The 23,286-nt window shown below is 69.7% G+C and carries 21 protein-coding genes, 1 tRNA gene and 1 pseudogene; 8 read left to right on the top strand and 15 right to left on the bottom strand.

The features are described from left to right. Window positions 1–16: 16 nt before the first annotated feature. Genes ACRAWB_RS13175 through ACRAWB_RS13150 form a run of 6 tightly spaced genes read right to left on the bottom strand, consistent with a single transcriptional unit; the run spans window position 17 to window position 7,123 of the window. Entirely contained in the window at window positions 17–1,723 is a 1,707-nt protein-coding gene (locus ACRAWB_RS13175) for a serine/threonine protein kinase (RefSeq protein WP_431353735.1), read from the bottom strand. Next, window positions 1,720–3,174 carry a peptidoglycan D,D-transpeptidase FtsI family protein gene (locus ACRAWB_RS13170; RefSeq protein ID WP_431353734.1) on the bottom strand — a complete coding sequence of 485 codons (1,455 nt, stop codon included), beginning with the start codon at window positions 3,172–3,174 and terminating at the stop codon, window positions 1,720–1,722. The genes ACRAWB_RS13175 and ACRAWB_RS13170 overlap by 4 nt, the downstream gene beginning before the upstream one ends. 1 nt (window position 3,175) lies before the next feature. Further along, a complete protein-coding gene (locus ACRAWB_RS13165) occupies window positions 3,176–4,576 on the bottom strand; it encodes an FtsW/RodA/SpoVE family cell cycle protein (RefSeq protein WP_431353733.1) in 1,401 nt (466 codons plus the stop codon). Next, entirely contained in the window at window positions 4,560–5,810 is a 1,251-nt protein-coding gene (locus tag ACRAWB_RS13160; RefSeq protein ID WP_431353732.1) for a Stp1/IreP family PP2C-type Ser/Thr phosphatase, read from the bottom strand. Before ACRAWB_RS13160 ends, ACRAWB_RS13165 begins: the two co-directional genes overlap by 17 nt. A gap of 3 nt (window positions 5,811–5,813) precedes the next feature. Continuing rightward, a complete protein-coding gene (locus ACRAWB_RS13155) occupies window positions 5,814–6,410 on the bottom strand; it encodes an FHA domain-containing protein FhaB/FipA (RefSeq protein ID WP_431353731.1) in 597 nt (198 codons plus the stop codon). Then, window positions 6,407–7,123 (bottom strand): FhaA domain-containing protein, encoded by a 717-nt coding sequence (locus ACRAWB_RS13150; RefSeq protein WP_431353730.1) that lies wholly within the window; start codon window positions 7,121–7,123, stop codon window positions 6,407–6,409. Before ACRAWB_RS13150 ends, ACRAWB_RS13155 begins: the two co-directional genes overlap by 4 nt. Window positions 7,124–7,265: 142 nt before the next feature. Between ACRAWB_RS13150 and ACRAWB_RS13145 the strand changes: the two genes are divergently transcribed. Then, a tRNA-Leu gene (locus ACRAWB_RS13145) sits at window positions 7,266–7,348 on the top strand. A 46-nt stretch (window positions 7,349–7,394) separates the two neighbouring features. Here ACRAWB_RS13145 and ACRAWB_RS13140 read toward each other — a convergent pair. Further along, the gene (locus ACRAWB_RS13140; protein WP_431353729.1) at window positions 7,395–8,384 is read right to left on the bottom strand and encodes an NAD(P)-dependent alcohol dehydrogenase; all 990 of its coding nucleotides are present in this window, start codon (window positions 8,382–8,384) and stop codon (window positions 7,395–7,397) included. A gap of 12 nt (window positions 8,385–8,396) precedes the next feature. Continuing rightward, window positions 8,397–8,614, bottom strand: a pseudogene (locus ACRAWB_RS13135) (helix-turn-helix transcriptional regulator). Between the two features lie 520 nt (window positions 8,615–9,134). On the opposite strand from ACRAWB_RS13135, the gene ACRAWB_RS13130 reads away from it, so the two are divergent. Both ACRAWB_RS13130 and ACRAWB_RS13125 read left to right on the top strand, forming a co-directional pair. Next, entirely contained in the window at window positions 9,135–10,175 is a 1,041-nt protein-coding gene (locus tag ACRAWB_RS13130) for a DNA topoisomerase IB (RefSeq protein WP_431353728.1), read from the top strand. A gap of 63 nt (window positions 10,176–10,238) precedes the next feature. Continuing rightward, window positions 10,239–12,500 carry an FUSC family protein gene (locus tag ACRAWB_RS13125; protein ID WP_431353727.1) on the top strand — a complete coding sequence of 754 codons (2,262 nt, stop codon included), beginning with the start codon at window positions 10,239–10,241 and terminating at the stop codon, window positions 12,498–12,500. 58 nt (window positions 12,501–12,558) lie between these two features. Here the strand turns inward: ACRAWB_RS13125 and ACRAWB_RS13120 are convergent, their stop codons facing one another. The 6 genes from ACRAWB_RS13120 to ACRAWB_RS13095 form a co-directional block, all read right to left on the bottom strand. Further along, the gene (locus ACRAWB_RS13120; protein WP_431353726.1) at window positions 12,559–13,770 is read right to left on the bottom strand and encodes a sensor histidine kinase; all 1,212 of its coding nucleotides are present in this window, start codon (window positions 13,768–13,770) and stop codon (window positions 12,559–12,561) included. After that, entirely contained in the window at window positions 13,767–14,378 is a 612-nt protein-coding gene (locus tag ACRAWB_RS13115; RefSeq protein ID WP_431354517.1) for a response regulator transcription factor, read from the bottom strand. Before ACRAWB_RS13115 ends, ACRAWB_RS13120 begins: the two co-directional genes overlap by 4 nt. Window positions 14,379–14,482: 104 nt before the next feature. Further along, complete coding sequence (locus ACRAWB_RS13110) at window positions 14,483–15,235, bottom strand: FAD:protein FMN transferase (RefSeq protein WP_431353725.1); 753 nt, start codon at window positions 15,233–15,235, stop codon at window positions 14,483–14,485. Further along, window positions 15,232–15,744, bottom strand: a complete 513-nt coding sequence (locus tag ACRAWB_RS13105; RefSeq protein ID WP_431353724.1) for an FMN-binding protein — start codon at window positions 15,742–15,744, stop codon at window positions 15,232–15,234. The genes ACRAWB_RS13110 and ACRAWB_RS13105 overlap by 4 nt, the downstream gene beginning before the upstream one ends. Next, window positions 15,741–17,126: a ferredoxin reductase family protein gene (locus tag ACRAWB_RS13100; RefSeq protein ID WP_431353723.1), complete on the bottom strand. Its 1,386-nt coding sequence runs from the start codon at window positions 17,124–17,126 to the stop codon at window positions 15,741–15,743. The genes ACRAWB_RS13105 and ACRAWB_RS13100 overlap by 4 nt, the downstream gene beginning before the upstream one ends. A gap of 93 nt (window positions 17,127–17,219) precedes the next feature. Next, complete coding sequence (locus tag ACRAWB_RS13095; protein WP_431353722.1) at window positions 17,220–18,608, bottom strand: APC family permease; 1,389 nt, start codon at window positions 18,606–18,608, stop codon at window positions 17,220–17,222. Window positions 18,609–18,721: 113 nt separating this feature from the next. Between ACRAWB_RS13095 and ACRAWB_RS13090 the strand changes: the two genes are divergently transcribed. The 5 genes from ACRAWB_RS13090 (at window position 18,722) to ACRAWB_RS13070 (ending at window position 22,222) form a co-directional block, all read left to right on the top strand. Next, window positions 18,722–19,423: a hypothetical protein gene (locus ACRAWB_RS13090; RefSeq protein ID WP_431353721.1), complete on the top strand. Its 702-nt coding sequence runs from the start codon at window positions 18,722–18,724 to the stop codon at window positions 19,421–19,423. After that, on the top strand, window positions 19,420–20,007 hold the full coding sequence (locus ACRAWB_RS13085) for a GNAT family N-acetyltransferase (protein ID WP_431353720.1): 588 nt from the start codon (window positions 19,420–19,422) through the stop codon (window positions 20,005–20,007). The genes ACRAWB_RS13090 and ACRAWB_RS13085 overlap by 4 nt, the downstream gene beginning before the upstream one ends. 79 nt (window positions 20,008–20,086) lie before the next feature. Next, window positions 20,087–20,848, top strand: a complete 762-nt coding sequence (locus ACRAWB_RS13080; protein WP_431353719.1) for an EAL domain-containing protein — start codon at window positions 20,087–20,089, stop codon at window positions 20,846–20,848. Between the two features lie 70 nt (window positions 20,849–20,918). Continuing rightward, entirely contained in the window at window positions 20,919–21,482 is a 564-nt protein-coding gene (locus ACRAWB_RS13075) for a PAS domain-containing protein (RefSeq protein ID WP_431353718.1), read from the top strand. After that, a complete protein-coding gene (locus ACRAWB_RS13070; protein ID WP_431353717.1) occupies window positions 21,479–22,222 on the top strand; it encodes a GGDEF domain-containing protein in 744 nt (247 codons plus the stop codon). Before ACRAWB_RS13075 ends, ACRAWB_RS13070 begins: the two co-directional genes overlap by 4 nt. On the opposite strand, the gene ACRAWB_RS13065 is transcribed toward ACRAWB_RS13070, so the two are convergent. Beyond that, window positions 22,219–23,271 (bottom strand): YihY/virulence factor BrkB family protein, encoded by a 1,053-nt coding sequence (locus ACRAWB_RS13065; protein ID WP_431353716.1) that lies wholly within the window; start codon window positions 23,269–23,271, stop codon window positions 22,219–22,221. The two genes, ACRAWB_RS13070 and ACRAWB_RS13065, sit on opposite strands and share 4 nt — an antisense overlap. Window positions 23,272–23,286: the final 15 nt, after the last annotated feature.

The raw sequence follows: 23,286 nt of genomic DNA, 5'->3' as shown, positions 1-23,286 counted from the left end.
CGAGGGGAGACCCGCGTCACTTCCCGTTGCCGCCGGGGTTCGGCGTCGAGGTGGAGGCGACGACCTCGTACGGCAGAGCGGGCGACTGGCCCGACTCGACGGACTCACCGCAGAAGATCGTGTAGGTCAGCTGGTAGTTGCCAGCGGCGCTCGGCGACCACACCATCTTGGTGTCGTTGACCGGCGTCTGCGGCTGACCGTTGACGTACAGACGGCGGCCGACGAGGTTCTGGCCGGCCGGGCACGTGGCCGAGCCGAAGTTCACCGTGACCTGCGACTGCGGGGTGCCTTCACCCGACGGCGGGTTCGCTGAGACGGTGTCGGTCGGGGTCGGTATGGGCGCGACGGGGCCGTAGACCTTGACCGCGATCGTCGAGCCCTTCGGCACCGGGCCCGTCGGGTTGACCGAGTACACCTTGTTGGCCTGGTCCTGCGTCGTCGCCGCGTTGCCCTGCGAGACGTCGGCGACCATCCCGAGGTCCTGGAGCTTCTGGCGCGCCTGGTCGGCGGTCAACCCGAGGAAGTCGCTCTCGGTGATCTGCACCGTGTTGCTCGTGGGCGTCGGGGTCGGCGACGGCGTGGAGGACTGGGTGACCGGCGGGGCGGTCGGGGTGGGCGACGGTGCGGCCTTCGGCTGCGCGACCAGGGTGATGATCGTGCCGATCAGGATGAGCGCCAGCAGCGCGATGAGCGCGATCAGCGGCCACGTCCAGCGGCTGCGCTTGCGCTCCTCGACGGGCTCGCTGGTGGTGGTCTCCTCGACGACCGGCGCGACGGCGGTCGCCGGCAGCACGGTCGTCGCAGCGGTCGGAGCCGCGGGCGGCGACTGCATGAGCACGGTGGCCGCGTCGGTCGCGGCGGCGCCCCCGAGGATGGCCGGGACGGACGCGGCGGCGGCGCGGATGTCTCCCCGGCGCAGGGCCTGTGCCGCGCGCGCGAGGTGCGCGGCCGAGGCCGGGCGATCGGCCGGGTTCTTCGCGATGCAGGCGAAGACCAGATTGCGGACCGGCTCGGCGACCGTTGCCGGGAGCTCCGGCGGCGCCTCGTTGATCTGCGCCATGGCGATCGCGACCTGCGACTCGCCGGTGAAGGGGCGACGCCCGGCGAGGCATTCGTACGCGACGATGCCGAGCGAGTAGATGTCGGTCGTCGGCGACGCCGGGTGGCCCGACGCCTGCTCCGGCGAGAGGTACTGCACGGTGCCCATGACCTGGCCGGTCGCGGTGAGCGGGACCTGGTCGGCGATGCGGGCGATGCCGAAGTCGGTGATCTTGACGCGGCCGTCCGGCGTGATGAGGAGGTTGCCGGGCTTGATGTCGCGGTGGACCAGCCCGGCTGCGTGGGCGGCGTGCAGCGCGGCGGCGGTCTGGGCGACGATGTCGAGCGTGCGGTCGGTGCTGAGGACGTGCTCCCGCTCCAGGATGCTCGACAGGGCCTCGCCGGGGACGAGCTCCATCACGAGGTAGGCGCTGCCCTCCTCCTCGCCGTAGTCGTAGACGTTGGCGATGCCCTCGTGGTTGACGAGGGCGGCGTGCCGCGCCTCCGCGCGGAAGCGCTCGAGGAAGCCGGGGTCGCCGAGGTACTCGTCCTTCAGGATCTTGATGGCGACGGTGCGCCCGATGACGAGATCGGTGGCCTGCCAGACCTCGCCCATCCCGCCGATCGCGATCCGCGACTGCAGCTCGTAACGTCCTCCGAAGGTGAGCCCTGCTGTGGGTCTCATTTATTCAGCACCGCCTCTAGTACTTTCCTCGCGATCGGAGCGGCGATGGAGTTTCCCGTGCCGCTCTGACCCTGTCCACCACCGTTTTCGACAACTACAGCCACAGCGAACTCCGGGTCGTTCGCCGGCGCGAAACCGGTGAACCACAGCGTGTAGGGATCGTCGTTCCCGTTCTGCGCCGTGCCCGTCTTACCGCCGACCTGAACCCCACCTATTCTTGCATTGCTCGCTACGCCGTGATCGACGCCGTCGACCATCATCTGCTTGATGGTGTCGGCGTTCTGCTGGCTCAGCGGGCGGGAGAACTCCTTGGGCTGGAAGCTCTCCTCGGTCTGCAGATCGGCCGACCGGATCGAGTCGACGAGGTTGGGCGTCATGAGCGTCCCGCCGTTCGCGATGGCCGCGGAGACCATCGCCATCTGCAGCGGCGTCGCCCGGTCGTCCTTCTGGCCGAAGGAGCCCAGCGCGCGCTCCGCCGCATCGGTGTAGAGCGGATAGACGCTCTTCTCGACCGGGATGGGGATGCTCAGCGGCTGGTTGAAGCCGAACTTGTCCGCCTGGTCCTTGATGACCTCGGGCTTCAGCTGCATGCCCAGCTCGGCGAACGGGATGTTGCACGAGAGGATCTGCGCCGTCGCGATCGAGACCGTCGCGCCCGGTCCGCAGGTGGTCAGGGAGTCGTTCTTGACGACGGTGGGGGAGCCCGGGAGCGGCAGCGACGCCGGGTTGGGGAGCTGGCTGTCCTTCGTGTACTGGCCGGTGCCCAACGCGGCCGAGCTCATCACCGGCTTGAAGGTCGATCCGGGCGGATTGAGGTCACCGCCGATCGTGCGGTTGATGAGGGGGTCGCCGGGAGCGGCGAGCAGTCCCTGATACGCCGTGTCGACCGCCTTGCCGTCGTGCGAGGCGAGCTGGTTGGGGTCGTACGTCGGCTTCGAGACCATCGCGAGGATCTTGCCCGTCTTGGGCTGCAGCAGCACGACGGCCCCCTGCAGGTCGCCGAGCGCATCCCACGCCGCCTGCTGGGCGACGGGGTCGATCGTCGTCTCGACGGTCGCGCCCTGCGGGTTCTTGCCGGTCAGGATGGCGTTGATCCGGTCGAAGAACTGCGAGTTGGCAGAGCCGCTGAGCTTGGCATTGAGCGCGCCTTCGAGACCGGTCGGCTCTCCGTTGATCGGGAAGAAGCCGGTCACCGCCGAGTAGAGCGGACCGTTGCTGTAGACCCGCTGCCACTTGTAGACGTCGTTCGACGGCACGGACTGCGCGATCGGCTGACCCTTGACGAGGATCGCGCCGCGCTGCGCCGAGTAGCTGTCGTTGAGCGCACGGGTGTTGCGTGCATCCGTGTTGAGGGTGTCCGCCGAGAACACCTGCAGTATCGAGGTCGATACGAGCAGCGCGAGGAACATCCCGAGCACGATCGTGCTCACGCGCTTGATCTCACGGTTCATGTCAGCTCACCACCAGCCGAGGTTGATTGCGGACGGTGTCCGACAGGCGCAGCAGGAGCGCCACGATGATCCAGTTGGCGACGAGGGATGACCCTCCCGCTGCGAGGAACGGCGTGGTGAGGCCGGTCAGTGGGATGACGCGGGTCACACCGCCGATGACGATGAAGCACTGCAGGGCCACGGTGAACGACAGGCCGACCGCGAGAAGCTTGCCGAAGTCGTCCTGCCCCGCGAAGCCGATGCGCAGACCGCGCGCGACGAACACCAGGTAGAGGGCGAAGATCGCGAACAGGCCGGCGAGGCCCAGCTCCTCGCCGATACTCGCGATGATGTAGTCGCTCTGCGAGATCGGCGTGATCCAGGGCTGACCCTGGCCGAGTCCCGTGCCGATGAGGCCGCCGTGCGCGAGGCCGAACAGCCCCTGGACGAGCTGGTAGCTGCCGCCGAGTTCCGCGTCGTACCGGCCGGTCGTGAACGGCGTGAGCCAGTTCGCGAACCGGTCGTGGACGTACGGGAGGATCTGGCTGGCGACCACGGCTCCGCCCACGACGAGCAGGAGACCGAGGATCACCCAGCTGATGCGCGAGGTGGCCACGTACAGCATCACGAGGAAGAGTCCGAAGATCAGCAGGCCGGTGCCGAGGTCGCGCTGGAAGACGATGACCGCCATCGATGCGAGCCAGACGACGAGGATCGGGCCGAGATCGCGGGCGCGCGGGAACCGGATGCCGAGGAACTTCTTGCCGACGACCGACAGCGAGTCCCGCGTCTGCACGAGGTATCCGGCGAAGAAGATCGCCAGGCAGAGCTTCGCGATCTCGCCGGGCTGGAAGCTGAACGGTCCGATGCCGATCCACACGCGGGCGCCGTTGATCTCCTTGCCGATGCCCGGGAGCATCGGGAGAAGCAGGAGGATCAGTGCCGCGAAACCGAACACGTAGGTGTAGCGCTGCAGGATGCGGTGGTTGCGGATGAGGCTGACCACGAGGATGGCGGCCACGATGGCGATCGCCGCCCACACGATCTGCTTGACCCCAGCGCTGTCCCAGCCCGCATCCTTGTAGTGGATGTCGATGCGGTAGATCTCGGCGATGCCGATCCCGGTCAGCAGCGTCGCGATCGGCAGGAGGAACGGGTCGGCCTGCGGTGCGACGAAGCGCAGCGCGATGTGCATGCCGATCACGAGCGCCGACAGGCCGGCGCCCAGATAGACCAGGGTGAGGTCGACGTGGCCGAGCGCGCCGAGCTGGACGAGCACGACCGCGGCGGCGTTGATCGCGCAGGCGATGACGAGGAGGAAGAGCTCCAGGTTGCGGAGCTTCGCGGGCAGGCGCAGCCGTTTGACCGGACCGGTGGCGGTCCGGGGTCGCTGGGGCGCCCGGGCGCTACTGCTTGCCGGCATCGCTCAGCTGCTCCACGATCGTTTTCGCCGCCTGGAGGTCGTCGGCGTTGATGGTCTGCTCGACCTGCTGCTGGTCGTAGGCCGGGAGGTCGTCGACCGTCACGTCGGACTCCTGGTACAGGTGCGACAGGCTGATCGGCCCGATGCCCTGCTGCACGCCCTGGTAGATCGCAACCTTGCCGTCGGGTGACATCCCGACGTAGTAGCGGGACTGCGTCCACTGGTACCCGACGACGATCGCCAGGACGATCGCCAGGACCAGGAGGATGAGCCCGATCATCCAGGTGAGTCGCCGGCGGCGGGCGCGGCGCGCATCCTCTTCGATGAGCTCGTCGAGGTAGTCCTCGGACTGCGGCTCGAAGTGCGTGGGACCGGTGGCCGGGCGGATGGGGTGCAGTCGGAGGCCGGGGAGTCGCGCGGCACGGGTGGTCGGCTTCGGCTCGGCGCCGAACTGCAGCGGCGAGGCGGCGGACCCGACCGTCACCGGATCCTTCATGACCTCGCCGCGGGCGGTGTCCGCGATGTCGAGCACGACGGCGGTGACGTTGTCGGGCGCTCCCGCATCCAGGCTCTGCTTGAGGAGACGTTCTGCGACCTGCTTCGGGCCGTCCTTCGAGGCGAGAGTGGCGAGCATGTCGTCGTGCTTGACCACGCCGCTCAGGCCGTCCGAGCAGATCAGCCAGCGGTCGCCCGGCTTGGTGTCGAGGGTCCAGGTGTCGATCTCGGGGGACGCGTCCACGTCCCCGAGCACCCGCATCAGCACGGAGCGGCGGGGATGGACCATCGCCTCCTCCTCGGTGATGCGTCCGGAGTCGACGAGACGCTGCACGAAGGTGTGGTCGGTGGTGACCTGCTTCAGCTCGCCGTCGCGGAAGAGGTAGATGCGCGAGTCGCCGATGTGGGCGAAGGCGATCTGGTCGCCGACGCGCACCATCGCGCTGACGGTGGTGCCCATCCCGGTGAGCTCGGGATGCTCGAAGACGGTCTCGGCGAGGAGCGAATTGGCCGCGATGAGAGCCGACTGCAGGGCGAACTCCGCCTCGGAGGACGACTCGTACTCACGGTCGGCCTCGCGGATGCGGTTGACGGCGATCGCGGAGGCGACGTCACCGCCGGCGTGGCCTCCCATGCCGTCGGCGACGACGAACAGGTCCCGTCCGGCGTACCCGGAGTCCTGGTTGTTCGAGCGGATCTTCCCGACGTGGGAGACGGCCGCCGCCTTGTTCGCCGCCACCGGTTACCGCCGCAGCTCGAACGTGGTCGTGCCGATCTTGATCGGCGTGTCGAGCGGGACCTGGGTCGGGACGGTCACCCGGCGGCCGTCGAGGAACGTGCCGTTGGTGGAGTCGAGATCCTGGATCATCCACTCGTCGTTCCAGAGAAGCAGGCGGGCGTGGTGGGTGGAGGTGTAGTCGTCGCGGATGACGAGGTTGGACTCGCTGGACCGCCCGATCGTGATCGGGTCGCGACCGAGCGGGAGCTCCGTGCTGGCGCGCGGCCCGGACGTGATGACGAGTCGGCCGGCGGTCTGCACGCTCGCGTTGGTGTGCGTGCTCGCGCGGTTCGCGCCCGACGGGAGCGACGAGACCGGCGCGGCCTTCATGACCGGCTCGGTCGGTCCGGCCGGGATCGTGGAGGGAACGGGGGCGGGGGCGGGCGCGGGGCTCGACGGGAACGGCCCGGCCGGCGCCGCGGCCTGCGACTCCGGCAGCTTGCGGACGCGCTGCCCGAACAGGTCGGTGCGCAGGGCGTAGACGATGCCGAAGACGAACAGCCAGAGCAGGAGCAGGAAGCCGAACCGCAGCACCAGCAGGGTCAGCTCACTGGGGTTCACGACGGACTCCAGAAGTTGCCGGCGTCACTGCGTCGCGCTCCGCCGGGCGCCGCCTGCGGGAGCACACGGAAGACGATGCGGGTGCGGCCGAGCGTGATGACCGACTCCGGCTCGAGGATGGCCTTCCGCAGGGGCTGTCCGTCGAGCTTCGTGCCGTTGGTCGAGCCGAGGTCTTCCACCTGAGCGCGGTTGCCGTCCCAGGTGATCATGACGTGGCGGCGGGAGATGCCGGTGTCATCGACGGTGATGTCCGCGTCCGCCCCCCGACCGACGACCGTGCGGGAGTGCGTGAGCGGGTAGTGGGTGCCGTTGACGTCGAGCACCGGAGTCCAGGCGACGTCGCCCTTGACGTTCTCGGACTCGACTTGCAGCATCCCGACGGAGAGGTCGTCGTCCTTCTCGAGGTCGATCGAGATGCCGCCGGCGAACTGGTAATGCTGTGCGGCGGCGTGCTTGGTGACGAAGTCGATGAGCTCGTCGGTGAGCGCAGCGCCCATGGAGCGCATGCGCGTGTAGTCGTCGCCCGACATGCGGAGCACGAAGCGGTTGGGCGCGAGGACGCGGTCGCGCGCGACTACGGCAGCCTTCGTGTCGAGCTCTTTGCGGAGGGCGCTGGTGAGCTCGACCGGCTGCAGCCCGGAACGGAAGGTCTTCGCGAACGCGCCGTTGACGGCACGCTCGAGCCCCCGCTCGAAGTTGTCCAGAATGCCCACGCTCTCCCGCTTCCGGCTCGATGACTACATGCATGTTAGTCGGAACCCTGGAAAACCCCCTGGCGATCGGGTGAAGATCAGCCTCCGGACGTACGCCCCGATTCGTGAACGGTCCTGGCGTCGTGTTAGAGTTCCTGGGTTCGCGCGAGTGGCGGAATTGGCAGACGCGCTGGCTTCAGGTGCCAGTGCCCGCAAGGGCGTGGGGGTTCAAGTCCCCCTCGCGCACGGACGGACGAAAGGCCCCCGATAAGTCGGGGGCCTTTTTCTTCGTCTAAAGGGTCACGACGACCTTTCCGCGAGCCCGTCCCGCGCCGATGTGCTCGACCGCTTCTGCAGTCTGCTCGAGGGGATAGACGGTGTCGATCACCGGGCGGAGGGTGCCGTCGGCGAGCAGGCCGGCCAGCGTTTCGAGGTCCTGCTGCCGCTCGTGGGCGATCAGTCCGACGAGGTGCTGCCGGGTGAAACGGTCGAGCAGGCTCGCCACCATCGTGCGCTGGATGCCGCCGAGGAGCGGTCCACCGGCCTCCCCGCCGACGAGCACGACCGTGCCTGTGGGGGAGAGGATGCGGCGCAACGCTGAGAGCGGACGGTTGCCCGCGGTGTCGATGATCGCGTCGAACCGGCGCCCGGAGGTGAGGATGTCCATGGTGGTGTAGTCGACGACCTCCTCGACGCCGAGGGAACGCACGAGGTCGGCCTTGGGGCCGCTGCAGACGCCGGTGACGCGCGCTCCCCGCGCGACGGCCAGCTGGACGGCGAAGTGCCCGACTCCGCCTGCCGCCCCGATGACGAGGATGTGGTCGCTGGGCGAGGGTGCGGCCGCATCCATCGCCTGCAGTGCGGTGACCGCGGAGATCGGAATGGCCGCGGCCTCCACCTGCCCGATGCCGTCTGGGATGCGGACCAACCCGGTCGATTTCGCCACCACGAACTCCGCCAGGGCGCCGTCCGCGGAGCCGAAGACAGGGTCGCCGACGTGCCACGGAACGGTGGGGTTCCCGGTGCCGACCGCCTCGACCTCACCGGCGAACGCCAGACCGCGCACGCGGGCTTTCGGACCCCGCCATCCGAAACCCATGAGCCGCATGAGGTAGGGCCGCCCAGTCGTCAGGTGCCATGTCCCGGCGTCGACGCCGGCCGCGCGGACGCGAACCAGCACCTCGCCGTCGCCGGGTGTCGGAACCGGGATTCTGCGTTCGCGCAGTTCGCTCGGCGGGCCGTACGCGTTCTGAACGACGGCACGCATCGTGTCCTTCTGCATGACCGCTTCCCCTCACTGCTCGGGGTATTGGAAGACATCGTCGAGCGGGACCCCGAAGACCCGTGCGAGCTGGAATGCCATCTCGAGAGAGGGGAGTAGCGCCCCTGCTCGATGGCGATGATGGTCTGGCGCGTCACCCCGACCCGATCGGCCAGTTCGGCCTGGGTCATCTCCCCGGCGGCGAAGCGCAGCGAACGGAGCGAGTTGGTGACCCGCGTCGGCTTCACCATGCGGGCATCCCGCGGCGGTAGGCGGCGAGCCGGGGAGCGCGCTCGTGACGGCAGAGAGCACGAACGCCAGGTAGACGGCGTTGGCGATCCAGAACCAGGGCGCCTCGACGAGCGCGAGGATGAGCGCCGCGATCGCACCGATGACGACGAAGGCGTTGCCGACGCGCTCGCCGAAGGCGTAGACCTCTCGATCCCGCTGGTCGCGCTTGCCCGCGTCGCGCCGATTGGCGATGCCGATGGCGATGTTCGCGACGATGTTGACGAGGATGGCGCCCCCGACCGTCGCGAGCAAGAGGGGGACGTAGGCGGCAGGGCCGAGGACCGCCAGCAGGATCAGATACACCGCGTACCCGACCACGGCCGTGACCAGGAACACCCAGGTCTTCTTCTCGTCGTAGGACACGACGTACCTCCTGTCAAACTTTGTTTACATGGTGACTGTAAAGCGCACGTGACATCGTGTCAAGGATTATTTACATCAGCGATGGCCGTCGGGCGGCCGATCGGGCAGAGTAGCGGTGTGCAGACTCCCAGCGTGCCGACCGCCCGCCATGTGGTGCGGCCGCCGGGGCTGCACCGGCTCGGTATTCGGCCGCCCGTGTGGGTGAACGACTCGGGCGACGAGGTTCGAGATGCGGCCACTCTCGCCCGGCTCGCTGCGCTCCGCATCCCGCCGGCATGGACGCACGTGTGGGCGGCTCCGACCGGCGACGCGCCGTTGCAGGCGACGGGCGTGGACGCGCGCGGGCGCACGCAGTACCTCTATTCCCCGGAGGCGGTCGCGCGGGCGGAGGGCCACAAGTTCGCGGCGCTGATGGACTTCGCGGCGGTGCTCCCGGCGTTGCGCGAACGGGTGGAGGCGGACCTCGGCGCGGCGGACGCGCCCTCGCCCGCGGTCCCGCTGACCGCCGCGGCGGTCCGGCTGCTCGACCAGGGACTGTTCCGTGTCGGCACGGACCGGTACGCGCGCGACAACCACACGTTCGGGTTGACCACGCTGACCCGGGCGCACGTGAGCGTCGATGGCGATGCGCTCGCCTTCGACTTCGTCGGAAAAGAGCACATCGCGCACCACATCGTGGTCGAGGATGCGGCGGTCGCCGGGGTGATCCGGGGCCGGCTGGCCTACGACGACGGAGACGACGCGGCGCTGTTCTCCACGGCCGAGCGACCGACACCGCGGCGCATCGACAGTGTCACGGTCAACTCCTACATCCACGCGCACTCGGGCACCGCGTCGAGCGCGAAGACGTTCCGCACGTGGGGCGCCACGGTGGCGGCCGCTGCGGTCGCCGGAGGGGCGCGGTTCGACGCGGAGAAGCGCGTACGCGACGATCTCGCGCCGTACCATGCGGCCGCGCAGTTGCTCGGGGACACGCTCGCCGTCGCCCGGCGCTCGTACGTGCACCCGTCGGCGACGCTCGTGGGCGGTTCTGCACCCGTGAGAGAGGCGGTGTCGGCGGCCTCGGCCGAGGCGGGCACGGATGCGCTGCAGGCGATCCTGCGCGCGGAAGTTCTGCGCAGGGCGGTGTACGAAGGGCTTCTTTCCACAGATTCATGACCTGCTCCCCGCGGGGCGATCCCGCCGCCTAATCTGAGCCTGAACAGCGAAGGGAGGTGCCGGATGCGTATCGTGCGCTGGCTGGGTCGGCACGATCCCGGCTTCAGTGCGCTGCGGCGCGCCGGGCGAGCGGCGATCGTGATGCCGCTGCTGTTCGCGCTCGGAACGCAGGTGGTCCGCAACCCGGATGTCGCCTTCTTCTCGGCGTTCGGGACGTTCGCGATGCTGCTGTTCGTCGACTTCGGCGGCACGCTGCGCGAGCGTGTGCAGGCGATGGTCGCCCTCGCGCTGGTCGGCGCGGCGCTGGTGTGCCTCGGCACGCTCGCCTCCGAGCCGGTCTGGCTGTCCGCGATCGGGATGGGGGTCGTCGCGCTGCTCGTGCTCTTCGCGGGGTCCGTGAGCTCGGTGACGGCATCCGCGAGCACGTCGCTCCTGCTCGCGTTCATCCTGCCGGTCACGTTGCCCGGCACCGTCGCGTCGATACCGCCGCGGCTGGCCGGGTGGGGGATCGCTTCGGTGGTCTGCATCGTCGCGGTCACGGTGCTCTGGCCTGCGCCGGCGCGAGAGCCGCTTCGAGGCCCGGCCGTCAAGGCGATCGACGCGCTCGCCGCGCGGCTGCGGGCGGAATCGGCGTTCCTCCGTGGCGACGGGGACGCGGCGCTCGCCGCCGAGCGCGACCGCGCGACCGCCGAAGCGGACTCCGCGGTCGGCGCGCTGCACGAGGCGTTCCTCGCCGCGCCCTACCGTCCGACGGGACTCAGCACACCGGCGCGCACGATCGTTCGGCTGGTCGACGAACTGGTGTGGCTCGACACGGTCATGACGCAGTACGACCGGCTCGATGGTCCGCGGGTGGCGATCCAGTCGGCCACGCACGCCGCGGCGTGGACGGTGAAATCCGCCGCGGCCGACGTTCTCGACGCCGGCGCTCTGGTGCTCGCCCAGCACGGTGCGGACCCGGCGCCGCTGGAGGACGCGCTGCGCCGACTCTCCGAGGCGCGCGTCGCCGTAGAGGCGGCGATGCTGGCTCAACCGGCGGTCCCGGCGGGCGCCGGTGGCGTCGCGCAGGAGATGATGACGACGCTCGATCCCGGGTTCCGCGCGCAGGAGCTCGCCTACGCGGCCGCGATGGTCGGGCGGAACATCGTGCTCACTGCCCGCGCAGAGCGGCGGGGCTGGTGGCAGAGGATGCTCGGGCATCAGCCGGGCGGACTGAGCGGGCCGGTCGCAGCGGCGGCCGAACGGGCGAGCGGATTCGTCGTGTGGAACTCGGTGTGGCTGCGCAACAGCATCCGCGGGGCGATCGCGTTGGCGCTCGCGGTGCTGCTGGCGAAGCTCACCGGGGTAGAGCACTCGTTCTGGGTGGTGCTCGGCACGCTGTCCGTCCTCCGGTCCAACGCGTTGAGCACCGGGCAGAACGTGCTCCGCGGGGTGCTCGGGACGGTGGTCGGCGTGATCCTCGGCGCCGGCCTCCTCCTGCTGATCGGTAAAGAGCCGGTGGTGCTCTGGATCGTTCTGCCGATCGGGATCCTGATCGCCGGGGTGGCGCCGGCGGCGATCTCGTTCGCAGCCGGCCAGGCGGCGTTCACGGTCGTGCTCGTTCTCCTCTTCAATATCATCGCGCCGACGGGATGGACGGTCGGGCTCATCCGGATCGAGGACGTCGCGCTCGGCTGTGCGGTCAGCCTCGTCGTGGGCGCTCTATTCTGGCCGCGGGGTGCGGCGGCGTCGCTACGACGCGCGCTCAGCGACGCGTACCGGGAGAGCGTGCAGTACCTCGAGTCGGCGGTGGCGTACGGCGTGGGGCAGCGGGACGCGTCGAGCGACCCGCGGGCGCAGGAGACCCGAGCGGCAGCGGCGTCGCGGCGGCTGGATGACGCGTTCCGGACCTATCTCGCGGAGCGCGGGGCCAAGCGGCGTCCTCTTGCGGAGGTGTCGGCATCGGTGACCGGGGTCGCGGGCGTACGGCAGGCGAGCGACGCCATCGTGGAGTTGTGGCGCGGTCAGCCGGCGGCGGACGGCCACACGGCCGAGGCGAAGGAAGCGCTCGATGAGGCGCTGGCGCGGCTTCGTTCCTGGTACGCCGAGCTCGCGGACCAGCTGCTCGCTCGAGGCGTCCTGCCGGAGCCGCGACCGGCCGACCCGGCGATGGTGCAGCAGCTCGCCGGGGCGGTGCTGGATTCGCAGCGCACCAGCGCGGACATGCACGACACCGCCACGGCGGTCAGGCTCATCTGGACGGCTGACTACCTGGAGGTGGTCAGTCGCCTCGAGACGGCGATCGTCGCGCCGGTGGGCGTGCTCAGCGACGACGTGTCCCGCTGATCAGCGGAGAGCGGCCGTCAGCGACGACGTGTCCCGCTGACCGGCAGCGCGCGAGCGGTCAGTCGGCGCGCGGCAGCCGAACAGTCACCACGGCGCCGCCCTCCGCAGCGTTGGCGGTCGTGACGGTGCCTCCATGCCGGCTCACCACTTCCGACACCAGCGCCAGTCCGAGGCCGTAGTGGCGGGTGCGGTCGCCCGCGGGTTGCGCATCCCGGGCGGTGGCGAAGCGCTCGAACGCCCGGTTCTCCATGCCCGCCGTGAAACCCGGCCCGTCGTCCTGCACGGTCAACTCGACACGATCCCGTGAGACCGTCACGGACAGCAGCACCCGCGAGACGGCGTGATCGAGGGCATTGTCGAGCAGGGCGACGACCATGCGCCGAAGCGAGACGGGCGCGCCCGTGACGACCGCATCCCGCGCGGCTTCGACCTCGACGCGGAGGCCGCGCTCGGCCGCGCTCGGCTCAGCCGACCGGGCGACGGCACGGGTCACCTCTCCGAGGTCCACACCCTCGCTCTCGGCGGTCTGGCGCGGGTCGGCCGCGGTCAGCAGGTCCTGCACGATCTCGGTGAGCGCCCGGCTGTCGTCGACGATCTCATCCAACCCCGACCGCACGTCCTCCTCGGACGCGGCGCCCCCGGCGACCTGTCGACGCAACAGCTGGGCTCGGGTGCTGAGCAGGGTGAGCGGGGTGCGGAGCTCATGGCCCGCGTCCGCGACGAACCGCCGCTGCAGAGCGAGCGCGTCCGCGAGCGGACGGATGGACCTCCGTGCCAGGAACAGGCCGATACCCGCCGCCGCGATCGTCGCGATCAGACCGGAGATGATGAGCGCGGCGACGAGGCGGTTCAGCTCCTCCTGCTGCTCGCCGAGCCCGTACGCGATCTGCACGACCTTGCCGCGGCGCAGGTCCGTCTCGACCAGGTAGCGCTGACCGCCCGCCTCGACGGTTCCGGAGACGGAGCCGCCGTTGGCGATGACCGACTGCAGGGCCGCCTCGTCCGGGAGCCCGTCCGGCATGTTCGGCGAGCTGTCGCGTCCCTGCGGCATGACGACGGTCACCAGGAGGTTGCGGGGCGCGTCGTGCACCGAATCCACCATCGAGGCGTCCTCGAGCACACGCTTCGCCGCCTCCGCCTGGCCCGCGGCGACCACGGTGTACACGACGACCCCGAGAGCGACGAACAAGCCGAGGATGATGAGCGCGAACTGCAGCGCCAGGCGCCGTGACGCGGAGCGCAGCTCCTGATCGTCGCGCACGCCCGTCACAGCGCCCCCATCCGGTACCCGACGCCGCGCACCGTCTCGATCAGAGATCGGCCGAACTTGCGGCGCAGGTGGTGCACGTACGTGTCCACCACACCGGGGTCGTCGGCGTCGGCGAATACCTCCTCCAGCAGCACGGCGCGGGAGAACACCTGGGTCGGGCGACGGGCGAGGCGTTCCAGTAGTGCGGACTCACGCTCGGAGAGCGCAGTGCGCTCCCCATCGTCGAGGGTCACCGTACGGCTCTCTGTGTCGAGACGCCCGCCGGCGAAGCGAACGGTCGGCACGACCGCGGACGCCCGGCGGGTGAGGGCGCGGACGCGCGCGACCAGCTCGTCGATGTCGAACGGCTTCGCGAGGTAGTCCTCCGCACCGGCGTTGAGCCCGTCGACCCGGTCCGGTGCCGTGCCGAGGGCGGACAGCACCAGGACCGGCGTGGTCACGCCGCTCTCGCGGAGCCTGCGCAGCACGTCCAGCCCCTCCAGAGCGGGGAGGCCCCTGTCGAGCACGATCGCGCCATAGGCCGAGGTGAGCCCGAGGTGAAGCGCCCGCTGGCCGTCGCGCGCCAGCTCGACGTCGAACCCCTCCGACCGGAGCAGGGCGTCCAGCATCCCGGCGAGGCGGCTGTCGTCCTCGGCGATCAGAACACGCACCCGTTCGTCCACATCCACAGTGTAGGAGCGCGGGTCCGAGAGGAGCGGTTCGGCTGGAGCGTTCATGCGCTGCGGGCGGGCGGCGCGAACGTCAGGTCGCCGACGCCGACGAGGCGGCCCGAGGACTCCAGCGCGAGCACCCCGCGCGCACCGTGCTCGAGCGCCCAGCGTAGGCCGGTTGGCCCCAGGACGAAGACGGCTGTCGCGAGCACATCGGCGGTCGCCAGGTCGTCCGCGACGACGGTCGCGCTGAGGAGACCAGTCGGGATGGAGCCGTCCCGCCCGTCCACGATGTGCGGTCCGCGCTCGTACAGCCCAGAGGTCGCGACGCCCGCGTCGGTCACCGCGAGCACGGCGAGCATGTCGCCGGGGGTGTGCGGCGAGCGTATGCCGACGCCCCACGGGCGGCCGTCGCCCGGGCTTCCCGACACGACGACATCGCCGCCCGCGTTGAGGCAGTAGTCGCGGATCCCCGCGGCGTCCAGGACGCGTGCGGCCCGGGCGGCCGCCCACCCCTTCACGACGCCGTCGAGGTCCCAGGTGCCGTCGGGCCGCCGGATGCGGAACGCGCCGTCCGACGCACGGGCCACCTCCTCGCCGAGGGCGACGACCTCGCGGAAGTCCGCGCTGGGTTCGGCCGACGCGCCGCCCGCCTCGTTGGCCCGGCTCACCTCGCTGTCGGGGCGGTAAGTGCTGAAACGCGCGTCCGCCTCCCGCAGCACCGCGAAGGCGCGTTCGGTGGCGGCTGCCGCGTCCACGTCGCCACGGAAGTCGATCGACATGGGGATGCCCATGACGGTCTCGAGGAACCTCATCGTCGGTCGATCGCCGACTGCAGAGACTGAATGTAGCCCTCCGACGTGTAGGTCGCACCCGACACGGTGTCGATGTTGGCGGACTGGGAGGACAGGGCTTCCTGCTGCAGGATCGGCAGCGCCTGGTCGTTGATCTCCATGTCGCGGCCGTTGCTGTTCGGTGCCTGCACGGTGTCTACGGCGGTGATCGTCGTGCCGGAGAAGGTCACCTTGACCTGCACCGGCCCGTAGCGCGTGTCGACGGCGTCCCCGGTCACGGTCTTCGTGCCGGTCGAGGCGGAGCCACCCGCCGAGGGGGTCGCGCTCGGGGTCGAGGAGTCGCCGGACGACGCCGAGGAGGTGTCCGAGTCGCTGCTCGTGCTGCCGGAGGTCGTCGACCCGGCCGTGGTGGACCCGACGGGTGCGGCGGCGACCTGCTCGCCCACCCCGTAGAGCTTGAGACCGACCGTCGCCCCCATCACGACGAGGATGACGGCGAAGAGGGCGGTTCCGCGCCAGTTGCTGCTCATGACATGCTCAGTTCTTCTCGGTGGATGAAGCGTTTCGGCATCCGCAGGGTTCGCAGGGAGGCCTGGACGCGGTCCGCCATCCCCGCGGGGCCGCAGATGAAGGCCTCCCAGTCGTGGACGTCGGGGATGAGGCGGTGCAGAGGCTCCGCGGCGAGCGGGTCGTAGCCCAGTTCCGAACGGCGGCCGACCAACGGGATCACGGTCACGCCGGGCATCGCCTGCAGTTCGCCGAGCAGGGCGAGGTGTCGAGCGGAGCGGGCGCGGTACAGAACGACCGGTTGTGCGCCGCGCCGCACCAGCTCTTCGGTCAGGGCGCGGATCGGTCCGATGCCGGCGCCCCCGGCGACGAGCAGGATGCGCGGGCGGCTCGCGCGGTCGGCGGTGAAGCGGCCGAACGGCCCCTCGGCGAAGACGAGCGAACCCGGCCGGAGGTGCGGCAGGCGGCTGGAGTGGTCGCCGAGTGCCCCCACGGTGATCCGCAGGTACCCGTTGGCCGGCACCGCCGAGACGGAGTACGGATGCGCGGTGCCCAGGTGGCCGCGGCTGACGAATCGGAACAGCAGGAAGTTGCCCGCTTGCACATCCAGGTCGGCGACGCGCGGCCCGGTCAGCCAGACGCTGTTCACGCCCTCGCTCTCGGGCACGACGGCGGCGACCCGCATCCGTCGGCGCCAGGCGTCCAGTCCGGGGAGGATGAACCGCCAGGTCAGCACCGCCGACGCCGTTCCGAGGTAGAGGACGAGCCACAGGACGCGGTTCACCGGCTGGGTGACGAAGTGCGCCCCGCCGCTCAGCTGGTGCAGGAACGTGAGGAAGATCGAGACGTACGTCGTCACGTGCAGCCAGTACCAGACCTCGTACGACAGCTTCGTGCGGATCAGCCGGGCGCTGGTCAGGCCGACGACCAGGAAGGCGATGGTGCCGACGAGCGCGGTGGTCATGTCCGGGTAGGAGTTCAGGATGGAGACGAACTCCGTCCACGGCGGGTTCCGGTCGGCGAGCTCCCCGCCGAGGACGAGGAAGAGCACGTGCGCCACGATGAGGAACAGCACGGAGGCGCCGAGCGACCGGTGCCAGGAGACCAGCTTGTCGAGGCCGACCGCGTTCTCGAACCACGGCACCCGGGCGATCAGCAGCACCTGCGCGCAGACGAGGAACCCGCCGACCATGCCGGCCAACTCACCGAACGACGTCAGCGCGTTCGCCGGGGTGGCGGCGTACCCGGCGGGGACGGTGAACCACCACATTCCGAGCACCACCACGACGCCGAGGGCGAGCGCCGCGCGGACTGCGAACGCGCCGCCGCGGCGTCGTCCCATCCGGCCGTTCGGCCGGCGGCGCATCTGCGGGGCCGGCGCGGTGGCGCTCAACGTGTGATCCATGCCTCCAAGAATGCATGCGCATTCTTGCGGGATTCTTACGTCGGCTGTGGACGGGCTGAAGGAGGCCTATGGCCTCGCCCAGACCGCGAGAGGTCAGACCGCCTTGTTGAAACCGGTCACCGGCTGGTTCTCGTCGAAAGCGGCGACCGGCCGGCGGAAGCCGCGCGTGAGGAACAGCAGGTACGCGAAGCCGACGACCGCCCAGACGATGCCGCCGATCAGGGCGTCCGCGTGGAGGTTGACCCACAGGATGCCGGTCAGCAGCATCCCGATGCCGGGAAGGACGATGAAGCGCACGATGTCCTTCGCCGTGTGCCGCCGACCCTGGCGGATGGCGAACCAGGCGATGACCGAGATGTTCACGAACGTGAACGCGATCAGCGCGCCGAAGTTGATGAACGCGGAGATCAGCTCGAGCGAGAACGTCGCCGCCAGCAGCGAGATCACGCCGACCAGGATGATGTTGAACGTCGGCGTCTGCGTCTTGCCGTCGATGTGGCCGAAGAAGCGGCGCGGCAGCACGTTGTTGCGTCCCATTACCAGGAGCATGCGCGACACCGAGGCGTGCGAGGCGAGCCCGGACGCGAGCGTGGCGGCGAAGCCGGCCGAGACGAAGATCGCCTGGAACACCGGGCCGCCGACGATGAGCCCGATCTGGGGCAGCGGGTCGTCGGTGAACTCACCGAAGGGTGCGTTGGTCGGGAACCGGAGCTGCGCGAAGTACGCGGCGACCAGGAAGATCGCGCCGCCGATGAGCACGGTGAGCAGGATGGCGCGCGGCATGACCCGCGGCGTCTTGGCCTCCTCCGCGTACATGGTCACGGCGTCGAAGCCGATGAACGAGAAGCAGACGACCGTGGCGCCGGTGAGCACCGCGCCGAGAGTGACGCCGTCGTGGAAGAACGGCTTGACGGACGCGACCGTGCCGTCGCCCGCGCCGTTCGCCAGCTGAACGACCACCATGGTGACGAAGACCGCCATGACGACGATGGCGAACACCAGCAGGATCATGTTGACGTTCGAGGTGCCGCGCATCGTGAAGTAGATGAGCGTGGTGACGCCCGCGCAGTACAGCACGACCCAGATCCAGCTCGGCACCGCCGGAAAGACCTGCTCCAGGTACAGGCGGATGATCAGGCAGTTCACCATCGGCAGCAGTACGTAGTCGATCAGCGAGGTCCAGCCGACCATGAAGCCCAGGTTGGGGTGGATGGATTCGCGCACGTACGTGTACGCCGATCCGGCGCTCGGGATGGCGCCCGCCATCTTGCCGTAGCTGACGGCCGTGAACAGCATGACCACCAGCGCGACGAGGTACGCGGCCGGGACGGCGCCCTTGGTCTCGTCCGACACGATCCCGAAGGTGTCGAAGACGACCGTCGGCGTCATGTACCCGAGGCCGAGTCCCACGATGGCCCAGAGGCCGAGGCTTCGCCGGAGCGAGGCCCCCTTGGTCGCGGATGCGGGCGCGGTCGTCGTCACGGGCTCTCCTTCGTCGCTGTGAGGATGTTCAGAGAACGTTATCCGATTCCGCGGGCCTCCCTTCACCACCGCTGTTCGCCCTGCGATGCTGGGGATGTCGGAGGGAGACGGCAGTGGACGACAACGCGTTCTTCGAGCGGGCGATCCTCGCGCACGCGGCGGGGCCGGACGACGAGGATGCGGTGCGCCGACTTCGCGAGGAGTTCACGGCCGACGAGTTCGCGGCGTGGGAGGCGGCGGCTCGTTCCGAGCATCCGGTCGTGGTCGCGGTGGAGCACGACGACCTCGCGGACCGGTATGTGGCGCACTGGGGCGAGTTCGGGATCCGCGGAGCGTCGCCCGACTCGTACGACGCCGCCATCGCCGACCTCGTCGGCCACGTGCGGGCCTGGGCCACCGAGCTGGGAGAAGGCGGCCGCCGCCTCGGTGCGACTCCGGAGCTCACCGCGCTGGTGAAGGAGATCTCGCGGCTCGACGACGACGCGCTGCGCACCTACCTCCTGGTCCGCGTCTCGTTCGACCGCGGCGGACTCTCCTTCCGGCTGGCCGACTTCGTGGAGGAGGACGGGACGACCACGCAGCGCGCCGTTCCGTTCGCGGACGGCGAGCCGCCGGCCGAGATGGAGTTCCCGGTGGACGGCCGCAGGAAGCTGTACCAGTCGAGCACTCGCGGAGAGCGCGTCGCCTTCTCGCCGGTGGGATCCGGCCCCAGCATCGCCGACACCCTTCGCCAGGAGGAGCCGACCGGGGACCTGCGCGCCGACTTCCCGCAGCAGGGCTTCGGCCCGGAGGAGCGGGAGTTCCGGACGCGATGAGCGGACGGCATGCCGAACCGCGCGTCGCCCTCGCGGAGCTCACCTCTGTGCGGACCCTCCACGGCCCACGTGTACGACTCGACCCTCTCGGACCCGAGCACTTCGACGCCGTCTGGCCGGGCCTCGCGGACGGCGAGATGCTGCGTCTCACCGGCACCCGTGCCACGTTCACCGAGGCCGGGGTGCGCGCGCACCTGGAGCGGATCGGCGCGTCCGACGAGCGTGCCGACTGGGCGATCATCGATGCAGCGAGCGGCGACTTCGTGGGCGAGATCGTGCTGAACGAGCTCGATGAAGCGAACGCGTCGATGAACGTCCGGATCGCGCTCGCAGCGGGGCAGCCGGGACGCGGCTACGGCACGGAGGCGATGATCGTGGTCCTCGACCATGCCTTCGGCGCCATCGGACTGCATCGGGTGCAGCTCGACGTCTACGCCTTCAACCCGCGGGCCATCCGCTCTTACGAGAAGGCCGGTTTCACCGTCGAGGGACGCCAGCGCGACACGCTGTACTGGGACGGCGAGTGGACCGACTCGGTTCTGATGAGCGTCCTCGCCGACGATCCACGAGCCACCTACGCCTGAGGGGACGCACAGACCGACCCCGTTGACAGCGTGCCCACCGTCCGGTTCTATCGCAGGGACCCTTCGGAGGAGGTTGCGGGTGACGACGGCTGAGCTGGATGCGCGCGAGCTCGCGCACGCGATCGAGACGGAACAGCTGCGCATCGACGTCCAGCCGCAGGTCGATCTCACCACCGAACGTGTCGTCGCCGTCGAGGGACTGTCCCGCTGGACGCACCCCACCCTCGGCCCCATTCCACCCGCCGAGTTCGTGGCGCTCGCCGAGTCCACCGGCCTCATCCACGACCTCGGTCTTTTCGCGCTGCGCGAGTGCTGCCGCATCGGCCGGCAATGGCGTGAGCGCGGGTTCGCCCTGGCCGTCGCCGTGAACGTCTCGCCGTTGCAGCTCCAGACGGACCGCTTCTTCGACGAGTTGGAGCGCCAGCTCGGCGAATCGGGACTCGCGCCGGCCGAGCTCATCGTCGAGGTGACCGAGGCGGAGCGCATCGCCGACTACGGCACGGTCGCGGGCCGGCTCGACATCATCCAGCAATGGGGTGTGACCGTCTCGATCGACGACTTCGGCTCCGGCCACTCCTCGATCGAGCGCGCGGTCGCCGTCCACGCCCGCGAACTCAAGATCGACCGCACCCTCGTCGCGTCCGGCGACTGGGACCAGGTCGCGGATGCCGTCGCGCTCGCGCACGAGGGCGACATGCGCGTGGTCGCGGAAGGGATCGAGACTGCGGAGCAGCTGAATCGCGTGCGCGAGGTCGGCTGCGACCGAGGGCAGGGTTTCTTCATCGCCAAGCCGAGTCCACCCGGTGAATTCATTGCCTGGCTGCAATCATTCGTAGGCTAGGTTTATCTGACCACCCGCCGTCGGCGGTCCGGCCTCGTGAAGGGAATGACGAGCAGTGCGCCCCATAACTGTGGACGACCTGCCTTGCGCCCTCGTGGAGCTGGATGCAGAAGGCAGGATCGTCGACTCCAATGACCTCTTCCGCCAGTGGACGGGACTCTCGCCCGAGGAACTGAGCGGGCGGCCGTACGCGTCGCTGCGTCAGCGTATCGTCGGAATCGGTGGCCGTTCGGAGAGCCTTGTTCGCCTGGCGAACATCGACGGCACCTCCCGAGCCGTGATGGCGAGCAGCCGCACCGTCGACGGCCGCGATGTCGTGGTCCTCGTCGACGCGAGCGAGCGGGCTGAGCACGAGCGGGAGATGCTTCAGTCGCAGGTGCTGCAGGAGCGCACCCGCAACCGGCTCCAGCTCATCATCGACTCCTCGATCTCCTTCTCGGCCGCCACGACCGAGCAGGAGCTCGTCGACATCCTGGTCACGACGGTCGCCCAGGCCTACCAGGCGGAGCAGGCGGCGGTCTTCCTCGTCGACGACCTCGAGGCCTTCACCCACGCCGGAGGAAGCAACCCCCTCCAGGCCGTCGAAGACGCCGCCCCCTCATCGCGCAGGCGTCGAGCCTGCGAAGCGTCATGACCGTCAGCGGCACGACGGCCGCCGACGAGGTCACCCCGGTTCTCGGCCATGCCATGCGCGATGCCGGAGTGGATGCCCTGCTCGTCGCTCCCATCCAGCACGACGAGGTGCTGTTCGGAGTCTTCGTCGCGTTCTTCCTCCACCCGCGCCAGTTCGACTCCGAGGCCGCCCCGCTGGCCGACGCGCTCGCCGGACAGGCGGCCCAGGCGATCACGACGCTCCGCCTGCAGCGGCAGCTCGAGCACGCCGCCATGCACGACGAGACCACGGGGCTGCCGAACCGGCGCCGCCTGGAGACCCAGCTGCTCGAGTACACCCGCACGACGCCGGCCCTGATCGCCACGCTGTTCATCGACCTCGACGGCTTCAAGCGCGTCAACGACAACCTGGGTCACCACGTCGGCGACCTCCTGCTGCGCGAGGTCGGCTTCCGCTTGCAGACCACCGTCCGGACAGAAGACCTCGTGGCCCGGTATGGCGGCGACGAGTTCGTCGTCGTGTGCGAGGTGCCCGAATTGGCTGCGGCCGAAGAGGTCGCGGACCGCATCCGCCAGGCCATCGAGCAGCCCTTCACCGATCTCCCCGACGGCTTCCCGATCAGCGCCAGCATCGGGATGTCGATCGCCCGCACCGAGGACCCGGGCTGGAACCCGGACCGCCTCATCCGCGAGGCCGACCACGCGATGTACGCCGCGAAGAACGCGGGTGGCAACCGCGTGGTCGGCACCTCCGTCGGTTAGTCCCGGTCCGCGTTCTCGCGCACCTTCCGGGACTCGTCGATCAGCTTCTCCTCCTTCTTCTCGGACTTCTCGCTGAGCTTGGTGTCCCGCGGCGGCAGCTGGATGGTCTCCTCGGCCTCCATGCCGGCCTGCAGCTCGCGGCCGCGCTCGGTCTCGGCGTCGAACTCCGCACCGAAGAGCAGCGCGAGGTTCGCGATCCAGACCCAGAGCAGGAAGACGATGACGCCCGCCAGTGGGCCGTACGTCTTCTCGTAGTTGGCGAACGTGGCAACGTAGAACGCGAACAGGAAGGTCGCGATCGCCAGGACGACGATCGCAATGACCGCGCCCATGCTGATCCAGCGGAACTTCGGCTGCTTGGAGTTCGGGGTCGCGTAGTAGAGCACCGCGATGATCACCACCACGATGATCAGCATCAGCGGCCATTTGGCGATCTCCCACGCGATACGGACGCCCGAGCCGAGGCCGAGCGCGTTGCCGACCGCCGTGGTCACCGGACCGGTGACGACCAGCATCAGCGCGACGATGGTCACGAGCACCAGGGTGATGACGGTGACCAGCAGCTGCTGCGGCTTGAGCTTCCAGAACGGGCGGCCCTCGTCGATCTCGTAGATCCGGTTCATGGCTCGCGAGAAGGCGCCCACGTAGCCGGAGGCCGACCAGATCGCCAGCACGATGCCGAACACGAGTGCGAAGCCGGACGCCGGCGAGTTCACGGCATTCTGGATGGGGCCCTCGAGCAGCTTCGCCGTCGAGCCCGGCGCGACCTGGGTGACGATGCCCATGAGGGCCGTGGTCGCCGACTTGCCCTGTCTGAAGATGCCGAGAAGGGAGATCAAGGCGATCAGGCCGGGGAACAGCGACAGGACGCCGTAGTACGTCAGCGACGCCGCGATGTCGGTGCACTTGTCGGTGCTGAACTCGCGGAGAGTGCGCTTGAACACGAGCTTCCACGAGGGCTTGTCGAGATGCTGAGGCTTGTCCGGCTTCCGGTCGTCCTCGGGGGCGGGGGCATCGGCCAGCCGCTTGCTGGCCCCGATATCGCTCATCGGTGGGTCCTCTCT

Source organism: Leifsonia poae, from assembly GCF_050632865.1.
GTDB classification, from domain to species: domain Bacteria; phylum Actinomycetota; class Actinomycetes; order Actinomycetales; family Microbacteriaceae; genus Leifsonia; species Leifsonia poae_B.
This window is presented reverse-complemented; position numbering and strand designations above follow the sequence as displayed.